Source organism: Sphingomonas radiodurans, from assembly GCF_020866845.1.
GTDB lineage: Bacteria > Pseudomonadota > Alphaproteobacteria > Sphingomonadales > Sphingomonadaceae > Sphingomonas > Sphingomonas radiodurans.
The window spans coordinates 1,767,457-1,781,415 of the sequence record NZ_CP086594.1 but is presented as its reverse complement, the minus strand read 5'-3'; the positions used below and the strand labels follow the sequence as shown (position 1 = coordinate 1,781,415).

The 13,959-nt window shown below is 64.9% G+C and carries 19 protein-coding genes; 7 read left to right on the top strand and 12 right to left on the bottom strand.

Annotation, left to right across the window (positions count from 1 at the left end; all coding sequences use genetic code 11):
• The first annotated feature begins 197 nt into the window (after nt 1–197).
• Nucleotides 198–572 carry a hypothetical protein gene (locus LLW23_RS08595; RefSeq protein WP_228948374.1) on the top strand — a complete coding sequence of 125 codons (375 nt, stop codon included), beginning with the start codon at nt 198–200 and terminating at the stop codon, nt 570–572.
• Nucleotides 573–589: 17 nt separating this feature from the next.
• Here LLW23_RS08595 and LLW23_RS08590 read toward each other — a convergent pair whose 3' ends face one another.
• The gene (locus LLW23_RS08590; protein WP_228948373.1) at nt 590–964 is read right to left on the bottom strand and encodes a response regulator; all 375 of its coding nucleotides are present in this window, start codon (nt 962–964) and stop codon (nt 590–592) included.
• Between the two features lie 266 nt (nt 965–1,230).
• Between LLW23_RS08590 and LLW23_RS08585 the strand changes: the two genes are divergently transcribed.
• Nucleotides 1,231–2,001 (top strand): sensor histidine kinase, encoded by a 771-nt coding sequence (locus LLW23_RS08585; protein ID WP_228948372.1) that lies wholly within the window; start codon nt 1,231–1,233, stop codon nt 1,999–2,001.
• A 31-nt stretch (nt 2,002–2,032) separates the two neighbouring features.
• Complete coding sequence (locus LLW23_RS08580) at nt 2,033–2,749, top strand: Crp/Fnr family transcriptional regulator (RefSeq protein WP_228948371.1); 717 nt, start codon at nt 2,033–2,035, stop codon at nt 2,747–2,749.
• A 10-nt stretch (nt 2,750–2,759) separates the two neighbouring features.
• On the opposite strand, the gene LLW23_RS08575 is transcribed toward LLW23_RS08580, so the two are convergent.
• The 11 genes from LLW23_RS08575 to LLW23_RS08525 all read right to left on the bottom strand — a co-directional run bounded on the left by LLW23_RS08575 (nt 2,760) and on the right by LLW23_RS08525 (nt 9,627).
• Complete coding sequence (locus LLW23_RS08575; RefSeq protein ID WP_228948370.1) at nt 2,760–3,251, bottom strand: MmcB family DNA repair protein; 492 nt, start codon at nt 3,249–3,251, stop codon at nt 2,760–2,762.
• Between the two features lie 38 nt (nt 3,252–3,289).
• On the bottom strand, nt 3,290–3,880 hold the full coding sequence (locus tag LLW23_RS08570) for a cell wall hydrolase (protein WP_228948369.1): 591 nt from the start codon (nt 3,878–3,880) through the stop codon (nt 3,290–3,292).
• A gap of 198 nt (nt 3,881–4,078) precedes the next feature.
• Nucleotides 4,079–4,408 carry a DUF1491 family protein gene (locus LLW23_RS08565; protein WP_228948368.1) on the bottom strand — a complete coding sequence of 110 codons (330 nt, stop codon included), beginning with the start codon at nt 4,406–4,408 and terminating at the stop codon, nt 4,079–4,081.
• Entirely contained in the window at nt 4,405–4,860 is a 456-nt protein-coding gene (locus tag LLW23_RS08560; RefSeq protein ID WP_228948367.1) for a PaaI family thioesterase, read from the bottom strand. The genes LLW23_RS08565 and LLW23_RS08560 overlap by 4 nt, the downstream gene beginning before the upstream one ends.
• Nucleotides 4,847–5,329: a PTS sugar transporter subunit IIA gene (locus LLW23_RS08555; protein ID WP_228948366.1), complete on the bottom strand. Its 483-nt coding sequence runs from the start codon at nt 5,327–5,329 to the stop codon at nt 4,847–4,849. The genes LLW23_RS08560 and LLW23_RS08555 overlap by 14 nt, the downstream gene beginning before the upstream one ends.
• A 12-nt stretch (nt 5,330–5,341) precedes the next feature.
• The gene (gene hpf, locus LLW23_RS08550; RefSeq protein ID WP_228948365.1) at nt 5,342–5,932 is read right to left on the bottom strand and encodes a ribosome hibernation-promoting factor, HPF/YfiA family; all 591 of its coding nucleotides are present in this window, start codon (nt 5,930–5,932) and stop codon (nt 5,342–5,344) included.
• Nucleotides 5,933–5,985: 53 nt separating this feature from the next.
• Nucleotides 5,986–6,672 (bottom strand): DNA polymerase III subunit epsilon, encoded by a 687-nt coding sequence (gene dnaQ / locus LLW23_RS08545; RefSeq protein WP_228948364.1) that lies wholly within the window; start codon nt 6,670–6,672, stop codon nt 5,986–5,988.
• 8 nt (nt 6,673–6,680) lie between these two features.
• Nucleotides 6,681–7,274: a dephospho-CoA kinase gene (coaE, locus tag LLW23_RS08540; RefSeq protein WP_228948363.1), complete on the bottom strand. Its 594-nt coding sequence runs from the start codon at nt 7,272–7,274 to the stop codon at nt 6,681–6,683.
• 55 nt (nt 7,275–7,329) lie between these two features.
• Nucleotides 7,330–8,085 (bottom strand): shikimate dehydrogenase family protein, encoded by a 756-nt coding sequence (locus LLW23_RS08535; RefSeq protein WP_228948516.1) that lies wholly within the window; start codon nt 8,083–8,085, stop codon nt 7,330–7,332.
• 113 nt (nt 8,086–8,198) lie between these two features.
• Nucleotides 8,199–8,789, bottom strand: coding sequence for a Maf family protein (locus tag LLW23_RS08530; protein ID WP_228948362.1), 591 nt, complete (start codon nt 8,787–8,789; stop codon nt 8,199–8,201).
• Nucleotides 8,790–8,799: 10 nt separating this feature from the next.
• Nucleotides 8,800–9,627 carry a pyruvate, water dikinase regulatory protein gene (locus tag LLW23_RS08525; RefSeq protein ID WP_228948361.1) on the bottom strand — a complete coding sequence of 276 codons (828 nt, stop codon included), beginning with the start codon at nt 9,625–9,627 and terminating at the stop codon, nt 8,800–8,802.
• 293 nt (nt 9,628–9,920) lie between these two features.
• Between LLW23_RS08525 and hemE the strand changes: the two genes are divergently transcribed.
• The 4 genes from hemE (at nt 9,921) to LLW23_RS08505 (ending at nt 13,928) form a co-directional block, all read left to right on the top strand.
• Complete coding sequence (gene hemE, locus LLW23_RS08520) at nt 9,921–10,964, top strand: uroporphyrinogen decarboxylase (RefSeq protein ID WP_228948360.1); 1,044 nt, start codon at nt 9,921–9,923, stop codon at nt 10,962–10,964.
• Nucleotides 10,964–11,419 carry a CopD family protein gene (locus LLW23_RS08515; RefSeq protein WP_228948359.1) on the top strand — a complete coding sequence of 152 codons (456 nt, stop codon included), beginning with the start codon at nt 10,964–10,966 and terminating at the stop codon, nt 11,417–11,419. The genes hemE and LLW23_RS08515 overlap by 1 nt, the downstream gene beginning before the upstream one ends.
• 273 nt (nt 11,420–11,692) lie before the next feature.
• Nucleotides 11,693–12,949, top strand: coding sequence for a transcription termination factor Rho (gene rho, locus LLW23_RS08510; protein WP_228948358.1), 1,257 nt, complete (start codon nt 11,693–11,695; stop codon nt 12,947–12,949).
• A gap of 262 nt (nt 12,950–13,211) precedes the next feature.
• Nucleotides 13,212–13,928, top strand: coding sequence for a TerC family protein (locus LLW23_RS08505; RefSeq protein ID WP_228948515.1), 717 nt, complete (start codon nt 13,212–13,214; stop codon nt 13,926–13,928).
• The last annotated feature ends 31 nt before the right edge of the window (nt 13,929–13,959 follow it).

The window sequence follows — 13,959 nt, the reverse complement described above, 5'->3', positions numbered from 1 at the left end:
CAGTTTATAATCTATGTCACGCTTGTTCGACATCGGTTTAAGATTTGATCTGCATCAGGACACGCATGTTGCCTGCGCGACGGGGGCATGATTCAGACAAGCGCACGGACCCTGAGGCGAGGCGATGCTCGGCGGGTTGCATTTTATGGGCCCTGCGATCACGGGAGAGCGAGAAACCACAGCGGGTGGAGCGAGGGATGACGAAGACGCTCGGTCTGCCAGCCGGCAGCTTCCGCCTGCTCAGTGCGACCACCACGACCAAGCTTGCCCAACGGATGCTCGCATCCGACCGGGTGATCGCCGGCGTGTCGCCGTTGCTGACCAACGCAATCCCGCGCGAGATCCTGCTGTCCTTGCTGGTTGCCGAGGACTCGGCGCGTTATATCAGCCGAGCCGAGCTCGACCTATCCGAAGGCCCATCGGAGGCGATCATTACGCGGTGGATTACCGTGCTGCTGCACGAAGACCTGATCGAAGAACGCGCGGGCATGATCGCACTGACACCGACGGGCTATGACATGATCGTGCGGACACTCGAGGGCATCTACGCGGCGCAGCGCACGTTAGATTGAGCGCCGCACCGCTGCGCTCAGTGCACGCGCAGCAACGGCGCGAGCACGGCAGCGACGTTGGGCGCCTTGAACGGCTTTTCCACCCAGGCGACGTTGCTGAACCGATCGGGCAATGCCCATTGATCGTAACCGGTGACGAAGGCGAACGGGATATTCCTCTCGGCCAGCATGTCGGCCACCGGAAAGATCATGTCGCCGCGCAGATTGATGTCGAGGATCGCCGCGTCGATGCCGGTGTCCGCAGCCACCATCTCGGCGGCATGCCGTACGCTCGCAACGGGGCCGATCACCTCGGCTCCTGCCGCACGCAGTGCCTGCGAAAGGTCTGCCGCCAAAAGATATTCGTCCTCGACGACGAGAACCCGGCGCCCCTCCAGCCTGTGCTCATCCATCTCTCATTTTCCCCTCGTCAATGATCTGCCACACGGTCATCTAACGCAGATGCTGAACGTTACGGAGATCGAACATGCCTGTCGGTTTCGAAAAGGTAACGCCGGGCGCGTGCATTCGTGCCTAATTAGATCAAGCCACGGCACTTCGAGCCCCGTCAATTGGTTCAACCGTCGTTGCTAGAGCCGAATATCAAGATATTACGGGACACTCGGGCAACGGTGGCGCGTTCAAGCGCGCATCACCCCTTATTTGGCGATGTAGGTACGTGATAGAGAATGTCCCTGAGCCGCATCGGCTCGATACAGGCGCAGGCGCGGCAAGCTCTTCGCCGGACGAGATCGAGCGGCTGCGCATCGAGCTCGCATCGGTGCGGCGTCAGCTGACGAAATATGAGCGCGAGCGCGCCGAAGCGGTGGAGCGCGAGAAACTGCTCCGGGCGGAGCTTCAGCATCGCGTCCGCAACATGCTCGCGGTGATCCGCTCGATCTTTTCGCGGACGATCGAATCGGGCCACTCGTCGGCGGATGTCGCCGATCACTTCCGCGGGCGGCTGGATGCGCTTGCCCGCTTCCAGGTGGCGCGCGGCGTGAACCCGCTTGGGCCGAGCTATCTCGAAGATATCGTGCGCGATGAATTTCAAAGCTTCGAATTCGACGAACGGATCGAGATCGAAGGCGAGGACGTGGCGATCCCGAACGACGTGGCGCAAGCGCTCGGCCTCGCGATCCATGAGCTGGCGACCAATGCGGTGAAGTTCGGTGCGCTTTCGACCCCAGACAAGCGCACCCGCCTCAACGTGCGATGGCATACAGCCGACGGCGACCTCGTCGTCGAGTGGCTGGAGAGCGGCGTAGCGGTGCTCGCGTCCGTCCCGGTGCGCCGGGGATTCGGACGCGAGTTCATCGAGCATGCCCTGCCCTATCAGGTTGCGGCGAGCACGCGTTTCGATCTGCTGCCGGGCGGCATTTCATGCCGGATCGCCATTCCGCTGCAGGCGCGGCCAGAGCCGAATCCGAGCATACGCAATTGGTTCTGAACTATCCCGTGATTCGAGACGTTAGCGTGAGATGAACCGACACCTCCAATCGTTCCCCGATGCCGCCGCCATGGGCCGGCTGAGCCGGCTCGCCTCGCTGGACGCGGATGAGCTCGACGCCTTGTCGTCGGCTGGTGCGACACGGCGCAAGACTGCAGCGCATCGCGAGATCATGGCAGAGGGCAAGCGCGCGGCCGAGCCGAGCATGGTGCTTTCGGGGTGGGCGTGCCGATCGCGGATCTTCCGGGATGGCCGGCGGCAGATCCTGAGCCTGCTGCTGCCGGGCGATCTGATCGGCGTGTGCGAACAGCGCAACGCGATGGCGCCGACCGCGATCTCGGCGCTGACCGAGGTGGTCCTGTGCGCCGTGCCACGGCCGCTACCGCACCAGCATGGGCTTATCGACGCCTATACCCGCAGCGGGGCGCTCGACGAATTCTACCTGTATCGGCAAGTCGCGCGGCTGGGTCGGCTCAATGCCTATGAGCGGATCATCGATTTCATCCTGGAGATCAGGGATCGACTGGCGCTGGTCGGGATGGGCACTGACGACAATTTCCCGTTGCCGCTGACGCAGGAGACGTTCGGCGACCTGCTCGGGCTGACCAGTGTTCACGTGAACCGAACGTTGCAGCGGCTGCGGCGGGAGAATTTGCTCGATCTGCGCGGCGGCGTGGCGCGGCTGAAGGATGTCGAGCATCTGATGCATGTCGTGGAACATCGGCTGCCGAACATCGCCGTAGTCTAAGCGACGCTGCTTACCAGCCTTGGACGGCTTCGGGATCCGACAAAGCAACCAGCCGGCGTGCTGCACGCCGCGCAAAGGCCAATGTGCATTTCTTGCGCGCGTGCGAGTTCATCGGTTCGGTCTTCGCCTCGCGCACCACTGCGGCGTCGTAGCGATCGGCGACGATCAGCCCGGTGCGTTCGGGCAGGAAGGCGGCGCTGGCGATCGGAGCATGATCGAACCCCGCCGGGACGGCCCAAAAGAAGCGATCGCAGTGCGGCAGATAATCCTGCCACTTGCCGTCACCCAGCAAATCCGCGCGCGATACCTTGATCTCGACGATCGTGATCTGCCCGCGCGGATCGATCGCCATCAGGTCGACGCGGCGCCCGCCATCGAGCGGGACTTCCTTCATCGCCACCAGTTCGTGCCGCAGCAACAGGCGGGTGACGCCGCGCACGACATCCGCCGCGCACAATGGCGACAGCGGATCGTCGATGCAGGAATCAGGCGTGGTCAGCACGCCCGATCGTTAGAACAATAGAGGAACGATTGAAAGGCTCAGCGCCAGAAGATGTGGTTGCCGATCGAGGCGACCTTGCGCAGCCCCGCCGCCGGCGCACGGCCGCGGTTGAAGTAAAGCGCGCGTTCGGCATCGCTCTTCCAGGCCTCAGCGAGCGCTACCTTCGCGACCGCGACCGCGGTGCGATAGTAGCGGCTGCTTTCGTCGATCGAGGGGATGCGACCACCACGCACGAAGCTGAACTGACCGCGCTGCGTGACGACCTGGCACACGTCGGACGGGAAGCGACCCGATTTCGACCGATTGAGGATCACGTCGGCGACCGCGAGCTGGCCCGAAAGCGGCTCGCCCTTGGCTTCGTAGAAGATCGCGCCGGCGAGGCACTGGATCGCTTCGTCGTCACCATCATGGTGCGACTGTGCGGCCACCGCTGCGGCGAGCGTGGGATAGGCAACCGAACCGCCGGCTGCGAGTTCATCATCTGCAAGGTCGGCGGGCGCAGGAAGCGCGATGGTCGCCGGACTTTCGACGGGTGCCACCATCGTGGTGGGCCGCGGGAGCGGATGCTCGACTTCGGCAGCCAGGCCTGGCGTGCTGTGCGCGCTAAGGCCCAGAAAAGAGATCGTCATGGCCACGGCGATCGCAGCCCGAGAGAAAAACGGCATCATCAACAGTCAAAGGCGGTGGGTACTCGGCAGCGATCGCATGTTCCGAGGCGGAACGTTGATCGGCCGGGATCCCCCCGACTGCGTCACCGAACGGATCGCACCCGCCGCAGCACAACGCTTACATCAATGTCAGTCCGCTCGCCGCTGGGCGGTTACCAGTCAATTACCGAGGATCGTTTCAGCGGCGAACCGTTCGCCGTGCGGGACGTCCAGAGCAACCACCCATAGATCCGGATCGCGCGCGCGCCGCTTCATCCAGTAATCATCGGGCGAGTCGGTGCTAGTGGCGGCGGGGCCGCTGGGGATCAACACGTCGTTCCCGTCGATGTCGATCGCGCGTTCGAGCAGGCGGTTTTCCTGCTCCAGCAGCACCAGGATCGCGCCGGTATCGGCATCGCCGCGGGCGCGGATCACGGCGATTCCGCCGGCATCGTTGACGCGGCGGAGCAAGGCACCGACGAGCAGATGCGTCGGCAGGCGACCGTTCATCCGATGCGATATCCCGGCAGCGTGGCGAGTGCGATGCGACTGCGCATGAACGTGCCGGTGCCGCGCGCCACTTCCTCGCCATCCGCCGCGATCAGCCGTGCATCACCGACGAACACGCGGCGCTGGCCACTCACCCAGCGGCCCTCAGCAATCACGGGGCCAGCCGACAGGGGGCGGGTGAGCACCAGGTTGAACTGAGTTGTGAGCAGGAAGCGATCGGTGATCAGGCTGTTGCAGGCATAGAACGCCGCATCATCGAGCATCTTGAAATAGGCGGTGCCGTGCGCCGCGCCGGCGGCGTGGAAATGCTCACGTGAGATCTCGAAGCTGATCCGCGCGACGCCAGGCTCGGCGATCGCCAGCGTCGAGGCGAACATCCTGTTGATCGGCGCCGCCGCGTAGAGCGATTCGAGCGCGCGATAATGCGCCTTCGCGCCTTCAGGCCGCGTCACGCTTGCCGCTCCCCGACTCGTCCGCGGTGAGCAAGGCGTAGAGCGCGTCGCGCGATCCGGCGCCGCGCAGCTTGGCGACGAAATTGCGGTCACGGAAGCGCCGCGAGACGCGTGCCAGCGCCTTGAGATGATCGGCGCCGGCATCGGGCGGCGAGAGCATCGCCACGGCAATATCGATCGGCACATCATCGACCGCGTTGAATTCGATCGGCTGCAACAGCCGGGCGACGACGATTACGATCCGTGGCAGCCCTTCGATGCGGGCGTGCGGGATCGCGACGCCGCCGCCGAAGCCGGTGGAGCCGAGGCGTTCCCGATCGGCCAGCGCCGCCGTCACGGTCGCGGCGTCGAGCGCCAGCACCGGGGCGACGAGCGCGCCCAGATGCTGGAACAGGCTTTTCTTGCTGGTTGCCGCGACCCCCACCACGACAAGGTCGGGGAGCAGGAGGTCGCTCAGGTCACTCGCCATTTTGCTTGACCGTCAGCCCGCGCGCTGCGGTTCGACCCAGCCGATCGTGCCGTCACCGCGGCGATAGACCATGTTGTATGATCCCGTGCCGCTGTTCTTGAAGAGCAGCGCGGCAGTGTTGCGCAGATCGAGCATCATCACCGCATCGGACACGGTCGCGTCTGGCACGTCGACCCGGGTTTCGGCGACGATCAGCGGGGCTTCGCCGACATCGTCTTCGCTCGTGTGTTCGGCGAACAGCGTATAGCCAGCGTTCGAATTGTCGTAGCCACCGTTCTCGGCGACGGCCGCGGCCTGGCCGGCGTGACGATCCTTCAGGCGGCGCATGTAGCGGCGCAGCTGCTTCTCAATCTTGTCGGCAGCGCCATCGAACGCGAGATGCGCGTCGAACGCATCGTTGCTGCCCTTCAGCACCAGACCCTGCATCACATGCGCGATGATATCGCAGCTGAAGCCATTGTCGTGCGGCCCGGTGCCGAACGTGACCTGCGCCGAGATTGCGCGGCTGAAATACTTGTCGGCGATGCCCTGCAAGCGGGTGTCGACATGATCCTTCAGCGCCTCGCCCGTATCGACCTGGTGGCCAGAAATCCGGATATCCATCGACTTTTACTCCATTCAAGCTGGCCCGGCGTGATGCGCCGGGGCGTTGGGCGTCAACCGGACGCCGCGGCCCCCCAGATCGGATTCTTGACCTTCGTCATGAACGCCGCATGCGCCGCAAGTTCCGCATCGCTCGCCGCGAATTGCCGCGGCGGACGAACGGTTCGCGGCGTCGTGGTGTTTGCCATGACGGTGTCGGCGATCAGATCGCTGACCAGAGAGAGCCCGATCTGCCGCCCGCCGCGCAGCTCGACATAGACTTGCGCGAGCAATTGCGCGTCGAGCAGTGCACCGTGCACCACGCGGTGCGAGCGATCGATGCCGTAGCGCGAGCACAAGGCATCGAGCGACAGTTTCGCGCCGGGATGACGCTGCTTGGCGATGGCCAGCGTATCGATCATCCGCGTCGTGCAAACGGCGTCGCGGCCGCAGCGGCCGAGCTCGCCGTTCAAAAAGCCGAAGTCGAACGAGGCATTGTGCGCGATCAGCGGGGCATCACCGATGAAGGCGATCAACTCGTCGGCGACGGCGTGGAAGCGCGGCTTGTCGGACAGGAACACGTCCGACAGGCCGTGGATCGCGAAGGCACCCGGCGGCATCGTGCGCTCGGGATGGAAATAGGCGTGGAAGGTGCGCCCGGTCTCGCAGCGATTGACCAGCTCGACGCAGCCAATCTCGACCATCCGGTCATCGCCGAAGGTGAAACCCGTCGTTTCGGTATCGAATACGATCTCGCGCATTCGAGACGTTATCGGCCTTCCCCTGCCTTGAGGCAAGCGATCACGCGGCGGACGTGAGCGCGGGTTTCGTCGAGCGGCACATCGGTGGGGATGACGAAATCGGCGCGCGCGCGCTTGTCGGCATCGGGCACCTGGCGGGCGAGGATCGCGTCGAACTTGGCGTCGCTCATGCCGGGGCGCTGCAACGTGCGGGCGCGCTGGATCTCGGGCGCGGCGGAGACGACGGCGACCATGTCGACGGCGCGCTGGCCGCCGGTTTCATAGAGCAGGGGGATATCGAACACGACGAGCGGGGCGGCGGCGTGCTGCGCCAGGAACTTGGCGCGTTCTTCGCCGACGGCGGGGTGGACGATCGCTTCAAGCGCCTTCATCGCCGCATCGTCGCCGAGCACGGCTTGCCCGAGCGTGGCGCGGTCGACGCCGTTTTCGTTGGTCGTGCCGGGGAAGCGGGCTTCGATCGCGGCGACGACTCGGCCGGCGGGGCCTTGCAGCTTGTGGACTTCGGCATCGGCGTCGAAGACCGGCACGCCTTCGTCGGCGAACATCTTCGCGACGGTGGATTTGCCCATGCCGATCGAGCCGGTGAGGCCTAGTTTGAGCATTCTTCCTCCTTGTTACGAGCGGCCCGATGCTGGCCCCGGCCTTCGCCGGGGTACATCAAACGAGGAGCTTCTCGCGCAGTTCGCCGTCGTGTTCGCGTGGCGCGGGTTGGCCGAAGAAGAGTTCGAAGGCGGCGGCGGCCTGGCCGACGAGCATTTCCAGGCCATCGATCGTGTCGAGGCCCCTCGCCTCCGCGGCATCGAGCAGCGGGGTGTGGAGCGGGGCATAGACGATGTCGTAAACGATCGCTTCGGGGGGAAGCGGGAGCAGATCGAGATCGAGCGGGGGTTGGCCTTCCATCCCGAGCGCGCTGGTGTTGACGAGGAGTTTCGCGGCCGGGAGGCGAGCAGTGAGCGGTAGGGCTTCGCCCTTCAGGCCGAAGCGGCCGAGCAGCGCCGCGGCCTTCAGTGGTGAGCGGTTGAGGATCGTGACCTTGCCGACGTCCATCGTGGCCAGCGCAAACAGGATCGCACGTGCCGCGCCACCGGCGCCGACGATCGCTACCGGCGCACCGGCGAGATCGAGGTCGGCGATGGGGGCGTAGAAGCCGGCAGCGTCGGTGTTGGTGCCGAACACCCTGCCCTTTTCATCCCGCACGACGGTGTTCATCGCGCCGATGCTGTCGCGCACGCCGCCGGGATCGTCGACCAGATCGAGCATCGCGACCTTGTGCGGGATGGTGACGTTGCAGCCACGCCACGCCGGATCCGCGCGGCGATCATCGATGAATTTCGGCAAATCCTCGGGTGTTACGTGCGTCGCGCGGTATTCTGCGTCGATGCCGAGCTTCTCAAGCCAGAAACCGTGGATCATCGGGGACTTGGAGTGGGCGATCGGATCGCCGATCACCTCGGCGTACGGGCGGACGATTGCAGGATCTGCAATCGAATGTTGAGGAAGTTGAGGCACTGGCGCGTTTTTCTCCATCAGGCGCCGAGCAGCTGGCGCTCGCGCAGATAGCCGAGCAGCGGCAGCAGCGGCATGCCGAGCACGGTGAACTGGCTGCCATCGACGCGACTGAACAATTGCACCCCCGGCCCCTCGATCCGATAACAGCCGACGCATCCCGCGATCGCCGGCCATTCGGCATCAAGATACGTCTCGATGAAGCTGTAGGACAGCGGGCGGACATGCATCACCGCCTTGTCGACGTGCCGCCACACGGCGCGCCCGCCCTCGGCGATCACCGCGGCGCTGACGAGATCGTGGCGACGGCCCGACATCATCGCGAGATGCTCGGCGGCCTGCGCACGGTCATTCGGTTTGGACAGGATCGTGCCGTCGTCGAGCACGGCGAGGCTGTCCGACCCGAGCACCAGCGCCTGCGGATCGCGCTGCGACACCTTCAGCGCCTTCAGCTCGGCGAGCGCATCGGCGAGATCGCGCGGCGGCAAGTGACCGAGCGACGCCTTGGCGGCATCCTCGTCGACCATCGCAGCCTGCGCCTCGAACGGCACACCGGCGGCTTCGAGCATCGCGCGGCGCGACGCGGATTGCGAGGCGAGGATCAACCGCATGGCAGGCGACTCAATTATCGGTGACGACCGCGTCACCGCGGCGTTCGTTGACGAGCGCGATGATCGCCGCGGCGGTTTCCTCGATCGAGCGGCGCGTGACATCAATCACCGGCCAGCCATTGTCGGCGAACATGCGGCGGGCATATTGCAGCTCGCGCGTCACCGCCTCCTGATCGACATAGGGCGTTTCGGGGGCCTGGTTGAGCGACAGCAAGCGATTGCGGCGCACCGCGATCAGGCGATCGGCGCTGGTGGTGAGGCCAACGACGAGCGGCTTCTTGAGATGGAACAGATCGCGCGGCGGCGGGCTTTCGACGACGATCGGGATGTTGGCGACCTTGAACCCGCGGTTGGCGAGATAGATCGAAGTCGGCGTTTTGGACGAGCGCGACACGCCGGCGAGGACGATGTCCGATTCCTCCCATTCCTCCCACGCGATCCCATCGTCATGCGCGATGGTGAACTGAATCGCATCGACGCGTGCGAAATAAGCCGCGTCGAGCACATGCTGGCGGCCAGGGCGTGCTTTCGCCTGCTGCCCGAGCAGCCCCGACAGCGCATCGTTCACCGGATCGAGCGGCGCGACCATCGGGAGCCCGAGCGCCGAACAGCGCTGTTCGAGCGCGCGGCGCGTTGCGGGATTCACGAGCGTATAGATGACGAGGCCGGGATTCTGCGCGATTTCCTGCAGAATGCGATCGAGATGCGCCTCGGTGCGGACCATCGGCCAGAAGTGTCGCACGGTTTCGACATCGTCATATTGCGCAAGCGCGGCCTTGGCGATGTTCTCCAGCGTCTCTCCGGTTGAGTCCGACAGGAGATGAAGGTGGAGCTTCATGGTCAACGGTATGGACCTGTGGACAACATGGGGACGACCGCTAGCGCAACCTGCGCCACCGGCCAAGCGCCGCCGACGCGGTGGAAAACCGGCACTTCATCCACAATCCCGTCCACCGGGCACGGATTTATCCACAGGCTGTGGAAAATGGGAGTGACGGACTCGAATCAGCCGCGTTGCGTCGTCCCTGCACCGTCAAGCTGTTGGCAATTCCGGGACGAAGGCATAAGCCCCGACACCAACGCGCCAACTACAACATACAACCTCTTTGAATCTTCTTATTAGGTAGAAGAATGCACGCCCAGACCTCGATCGAGCCGTCCACCAAGACACTGCTGAACGTGCTCAAAGGCGAGCATCAGCCGAGGCCTCCGATGTGGCTGATGCGACAGGCGGGGCGCTATCTGCCTGAGTATCGCGCGTTGCGGGCGGAGAAGGGCGGCTTCCTGGCGTTGGCCACCGATCCCGAGTCAGCGGCGGAAGTGACGCTGCAGCCGATCCGACGGTTCGGCTTCGACGGCGCGATCCTGTTCTCCGATATCCTGATGGTGCCCTGGGCGCTGGGGCAGGATTTGAGCTTCGGCGTGGGCGAAGGGCCGCGGCTGGAGCCGCCGCTGGTCGATCATCCGCTGGCGAGCCTCGTGGCGGTGCCCGAGCGGCTCGACCCGGTGTACGAGACAGTGCGGCTGGTGGCGGGCGCACTGCCGGCAGAGACGACGTTCCTGGGCTTTGCGGGATCGCCGTGGACGGTCGCGACGTACATGGTCGCCGGCGCGGGATCGAAGGACCAGGCCGCGACACGCTCGCTGGCCTATCGCGATCCGGCGGCGTTCGGTTCGATCATCGATGCGATTACCGAGATGACGATCGAGTATCTGGCGCGGCAGATCGAGGCGGGGATCGAGGCGGTGCAATTGTTCGACAGCTGGGCGGGCAGCCTTTCGCCGGCGCAGTTCGAACGGTGGGTGATCGCGCCCAATGCGGCAATTGTCGCGGGGCTCAAGGCGCGGCATCCCGATGCGCCGATCATCGGCTTTCCCAAGGGCGCCGGCGCGAAGCTTGCGGCCTATGCGCGCGAGACCGGGGTGGATGCGGTTGGGCTCGACGAGACGGTCGATCCGGTGTGGGCGGACAAGGAGCTGCCGACGGGGATGCCGGTGCAGGGCAATCTTGATCCGCTGGCACTGATCGCGGGCGGCACGGCACTGGACGAGGCGGTCGACCGCATCCTTGCGGCGTTCGCCGAGCGGCCGCACGTGTTCAACCTGGGCCACGGGATCGACCAGCATACGCCGATCGCGCATGTCGAGCGGGTGATTTCGAGAGTTCGCGGGTAATGGCCGGCTATCTGGGTGCCGCCTATCTGTGGGTGAAGGCGGCGCATGTCATCTTCGTCATCTTCTGGATGGCGGGGCTGTTCATCCTGCCGCGGTATCTGGTGCATCACCAGGAGGGGTTGGGCGACGCGGCTGAGGAAGCGCGCTGGACGCTGCGCGAGGGCAAGCTGCGGCGGATCATCCTGACGCCGGCGATGGCGGTGGTGTGGGCGATCGGGCTGGCGCTGGCGGTGAACCTCGGGCTGCTCGACGGGATCCAGGGGCTGGCGTGGCTGCACGCGAAGCTGTTCGTGGTGTTCCTGCTGTCGGGCTATCACGGCTGGGCGGTGGGCTATTCCAAGCGGCTGGCGAAGGGGCAGGCGACGCTGACGAACCGGCAGTTGCGGATGATGAACGAAGTGCCGGCGCTGGCGGTGACGGTGATCGTGATCCTGGCGGTGGTGAAGCCGTTTTGAACCTGTGACCCTATCCGTTCGTCCCGAGTAGCCATCGAGCGCCGCCGAGATGGCGTATCGAGGGATAGGTGTCTCGATACGGGTTCTCGACTTCGCTCGACCCCTACTCGACACGAACGGAAAAGTTGAACCGCTTGACTTGCCGCAACCCCAAACCTAGGTCTGCTGCTCGGTGTGGCCTTGCGGCCCGCTTCCTCCTCCTGCCTCGTTGCCGCGCGAATTCCTTTCCGCCGACCGGGTTTCTCCCCCACCGATCTTCATCGGACACGCTAGATGCACCTTAAAGAACTCAAGAAGAAAGCCCCGGCCGAGCTGGTCCAGCTGGGTGAAGAACTCGGCGTTGAGGGCTCCTCGACGCTGCGCAAACAGGATCTGCTGTTCGCCATCCTCAAGGTTCAGGCCGAGAATGGCGACGAGATCATGGGCGAGGGCACGATCGAAGTGCTGCCCGACGGCTTCGGCTTCCTGCGCAATGCACAGGCGAATTACCTTGCCGGGCCCGACGACATCTATGTCTCGCCCAACCAGGTGCGCAAGCATGGCCTGCGCACGGGTGATACGGTCGAGGGCGAGATCCGCGGGCCGAAGGATGGCGAGCGCTATTTCGCGCTGACCAAGCTCACCAGCGTCAATTTCGACGATCCCGATGCGGTGCGGCATCGCGTCAACTTCGATAATCTGACCCCGCTGTATCCCGACGAGCGGCTGAAGCTCGAGATCGAGGATCCGACGATCAAGGACAAGACGGGCCGCGTGCTCGATCTGGTCTCGCCGATCGGCAAGGGGCAGCGCTGCCTGATTGTCGCGCCGCCGCGCGTCGGCAAGACGGTGATGATGCAGAATATCGCGCGCGCGATTTCGGCCAACCATCCCGAAGTGTTCCTGATCGTGCTGCTGATCGACGAGCGGCCCGAGGAAGTGACCGACATGCAGCGCACGGTGATCGGCGAGGTCGTCTCGTCGACGTTCGACGAGCCGGCGACGCGCCACGTGGCGGTGGCCGAGATGGTGATCGAGAAGGCCAAGCGGCTGGTCGAGCACAAGAAGGACGTGGTGATCCTGCTCGACAACATCACCCGCCTCGGCCGCGCCTACAACACCGTTGTGCCGAGCTCGGGCAAGGTGCTGACGGGCGGTGTCGATGCGAACGCGCTGCAGCGGCCCAAGCGCTTCTTCGGTGCGGCACGCAACATCGAGGAAGGCGGTTCGCTGACGATCATCTCGACCTCGCTGATCGATACCGGCAGCCGCATGGACGAAGTGATCTTCGAGGAATTCAAGGGCACCGGCAACGCCGAGATCGTGCTCGACCGCAAGGTGGCCGACAAGCGCATCTTCCCCGCGATCGACGTGGGCAAGAGCGGCACGCGCAAGGAAGAGCTGCTGATCGACAAGGACAAGCTCAGCAAGATGTGGGTGCTGCGCCGCATCCTGATGCAGATGGGCACCGTCGACGCGATGGAATTCCTGCTGGGCAAGATCAAGGATTCCAAGACCAACGAGGAATTCTTCGCGAGCATGAATCAGTAGCCGAGCCTAGTCTGCGCCATACTGGCGCAGGACTCAGGCCGGCTCGGCCGGCGGGTGCGCTGCACCCGTCCGACGTCGCGGCTTTGCCGCGGCGGGTTTATAGGTGGAGTGGCACTGCCCCTCTCCCCTGCCCTCTCCCCTGAAGGGGAGAGGGAGTTCGGAAGGCTGGCACCGCGCCCTTCTTCCCGTTACCGTACGCAACCCATTCGGCGTCGCACCGTTCGACGTTCATGACCACGCAGGAGCGCCCCCGTTGATCCTCATGCTGCTCGCGCAGGCCGTCGCCCAGGGCCCAGGTTCGCTCGGCGACATCTGGGGCCATATCGTGGCGGATTTCTCTAACCTGTCCGATCCGGTCGCGCTGTCCACCTTTGGGCAGGTGCTGATGATCGATCTGGTGCTGGCGGGCGACAATGCGATCGTCGTTGGCGCGCTGGCGGCTGGGCTGCCGACGGATCAGCGCAAGAAGGTGATCCTGATCGGGATCATCGCCGCGCTGGTGCTGCGGATCTTCTTCGCGCTGATCGTCACCTGGCTGATGGGGATCGTCGGGCTGATCTTCGCGGGCGGCTTGCTGCTGTTGTGGGTGAGCTGGAAATTCTGGCGCGAGCTGCGGATGGACAGCCATGCGAACACCGGCTCGGCGGAAGTCGACGGTGACGAACATTCGGGCGTCAAGCCCGCGCGCAGCTTTGCCGGTGCCGCATGGGCGGTGGCCGTCGCCGACGTGTCGATGAGCCTCGACAACGTGCTGGCGGTGGCCGGCGCGGCGCGCGAGCATCCGGGCATCCTGGTAGTCGGGCTGATCCTGTCGGTCGCGCTGATGGGGCTGGCGGCGAACGTGATCGCGCGGTTCATCGGGCGCTATCGCTGGGTGGCCTATATCGGGCTGGCGGTGATCGTGTTCGTGGCGGGCAAGATGATCTACGAGGGCTGGATCGGCACTGGCGAGACGGTCGGGCTCGGCACGCTGTTCTGATCGGCGGCCCGCCAGTTCATGGCGGGTTCAA

Bases quoted from the DNA above. Each gene is read 5' to 3' on its own strand.
- LLW23_RS08595 (WP_228948374.1), top strand. From the start codon at position 198: ATGACGAAGACGCTCGGTCTGCCAGCCGGCAGCTTCCGCCTGCTCAGT.
- hemE (WP_228948360.1), top strand. From the start codon at position 9,921: ATGCACGCCCAGACCTCGATCGAGCCGTCCACCAAGACACTGCTGAAC.
- LLW23_RS08505 (WP_228948515.1), top strand. From the start codon at position 13,212: ATGCTGCTCGCGCAGGCCGTCGCCCAGGGCCCAGGTTCGCTCGGCGAC.
- rho (WP_228948358.1), top strand. From the start codon at position 11,693: ATGCACCTTAAAGAACTCAAGAAGAAAGCCCCGGCCGAGCTGGTCCAG.
- coaE (WP_228948363.1), bottom strand. From the start codon at position 7,274: ATGCTCAAACTAGGCCTCACCGGCTCGATCGGCATGGGCAAATCCACC.
- dnaQ (WP_228948364.1), bottom strand. From the start codon at position 6,672: ATGCGCGAGATCGTATTCGATACCGAAACGACGGGTTTCACCTTCGGC.
- LLW23_RS08555 (WP_228948366.1), bottom strand. From the start codon at position 5,329: ATGGCGAGTGACCTGAGCGACCTCCTGCTCCCCGACCTTGTCGTGGTG.
- LLW23_RS08515 (WP_228948359.1), top strand. From the start codon at position 10,964: ATGGCCGGCTATCTGGGTGCCGCCTATCTGTGGGTGAAGGCGGCGCAT.
- LLW23_RS08530 (WP_228948362.1), bottom strand. From the start codon at position 8,789: ATGCGGTTGATCCTCGCCTCGCAATCCGCGTCGCGCCGCGCGATGCTC.
- LLW23_RS08590 (WP_228948373.1), bottom strand. From the start codon at position 964: ATGGATGAGCACAGGCTGGAGGGGCGCCGGGTTCTCGTCGTCGAGGAC.
- LLW23_RS08580 (WP_228948371.1), top strand. From the start codon at position 2,033: ATGAACCGACACCTCCAATCGTTCCCCGATGCCGCCGCCATGGGCCGG.
- LLW23_RS08535 (WP_228948516.1), bottom strand. From the start codon at position 8,085: ATGATCCACGGTTTCTGGCTTGAGAAGCTCGGCATCGACGCAGAATAC.
- LLW23_RS08565 (WP_228948368.1), bottom strand. From the start codon at position 4,408: ATGAACGGTCGCCTGCCGACGCATCTGCTCGTCGGTGCCTTGCTCCGC.
- hpf (WP_228948365.1), bottom strand. From the start codon at position 5,932: ATGGATATCCGGATTTCTGGCCACCAGGTCGATACGGGCGAGGCGCTG.
- LLW23_RS08525 (WP_228948361.1), bottom strand. From the start codon at position 9,627: ATGAAGCTCCACCTTCATCTCCTGTCGGACTCAACCGGAGAGACGCTG.
- LLW23_RS08570 (WP_228948369.1), bottom strand. From the start codon at position 3,880: ATGACGATCTCTTTTCTGGGCCTTAGCGCGCACAGCACGCCAGGCCTG.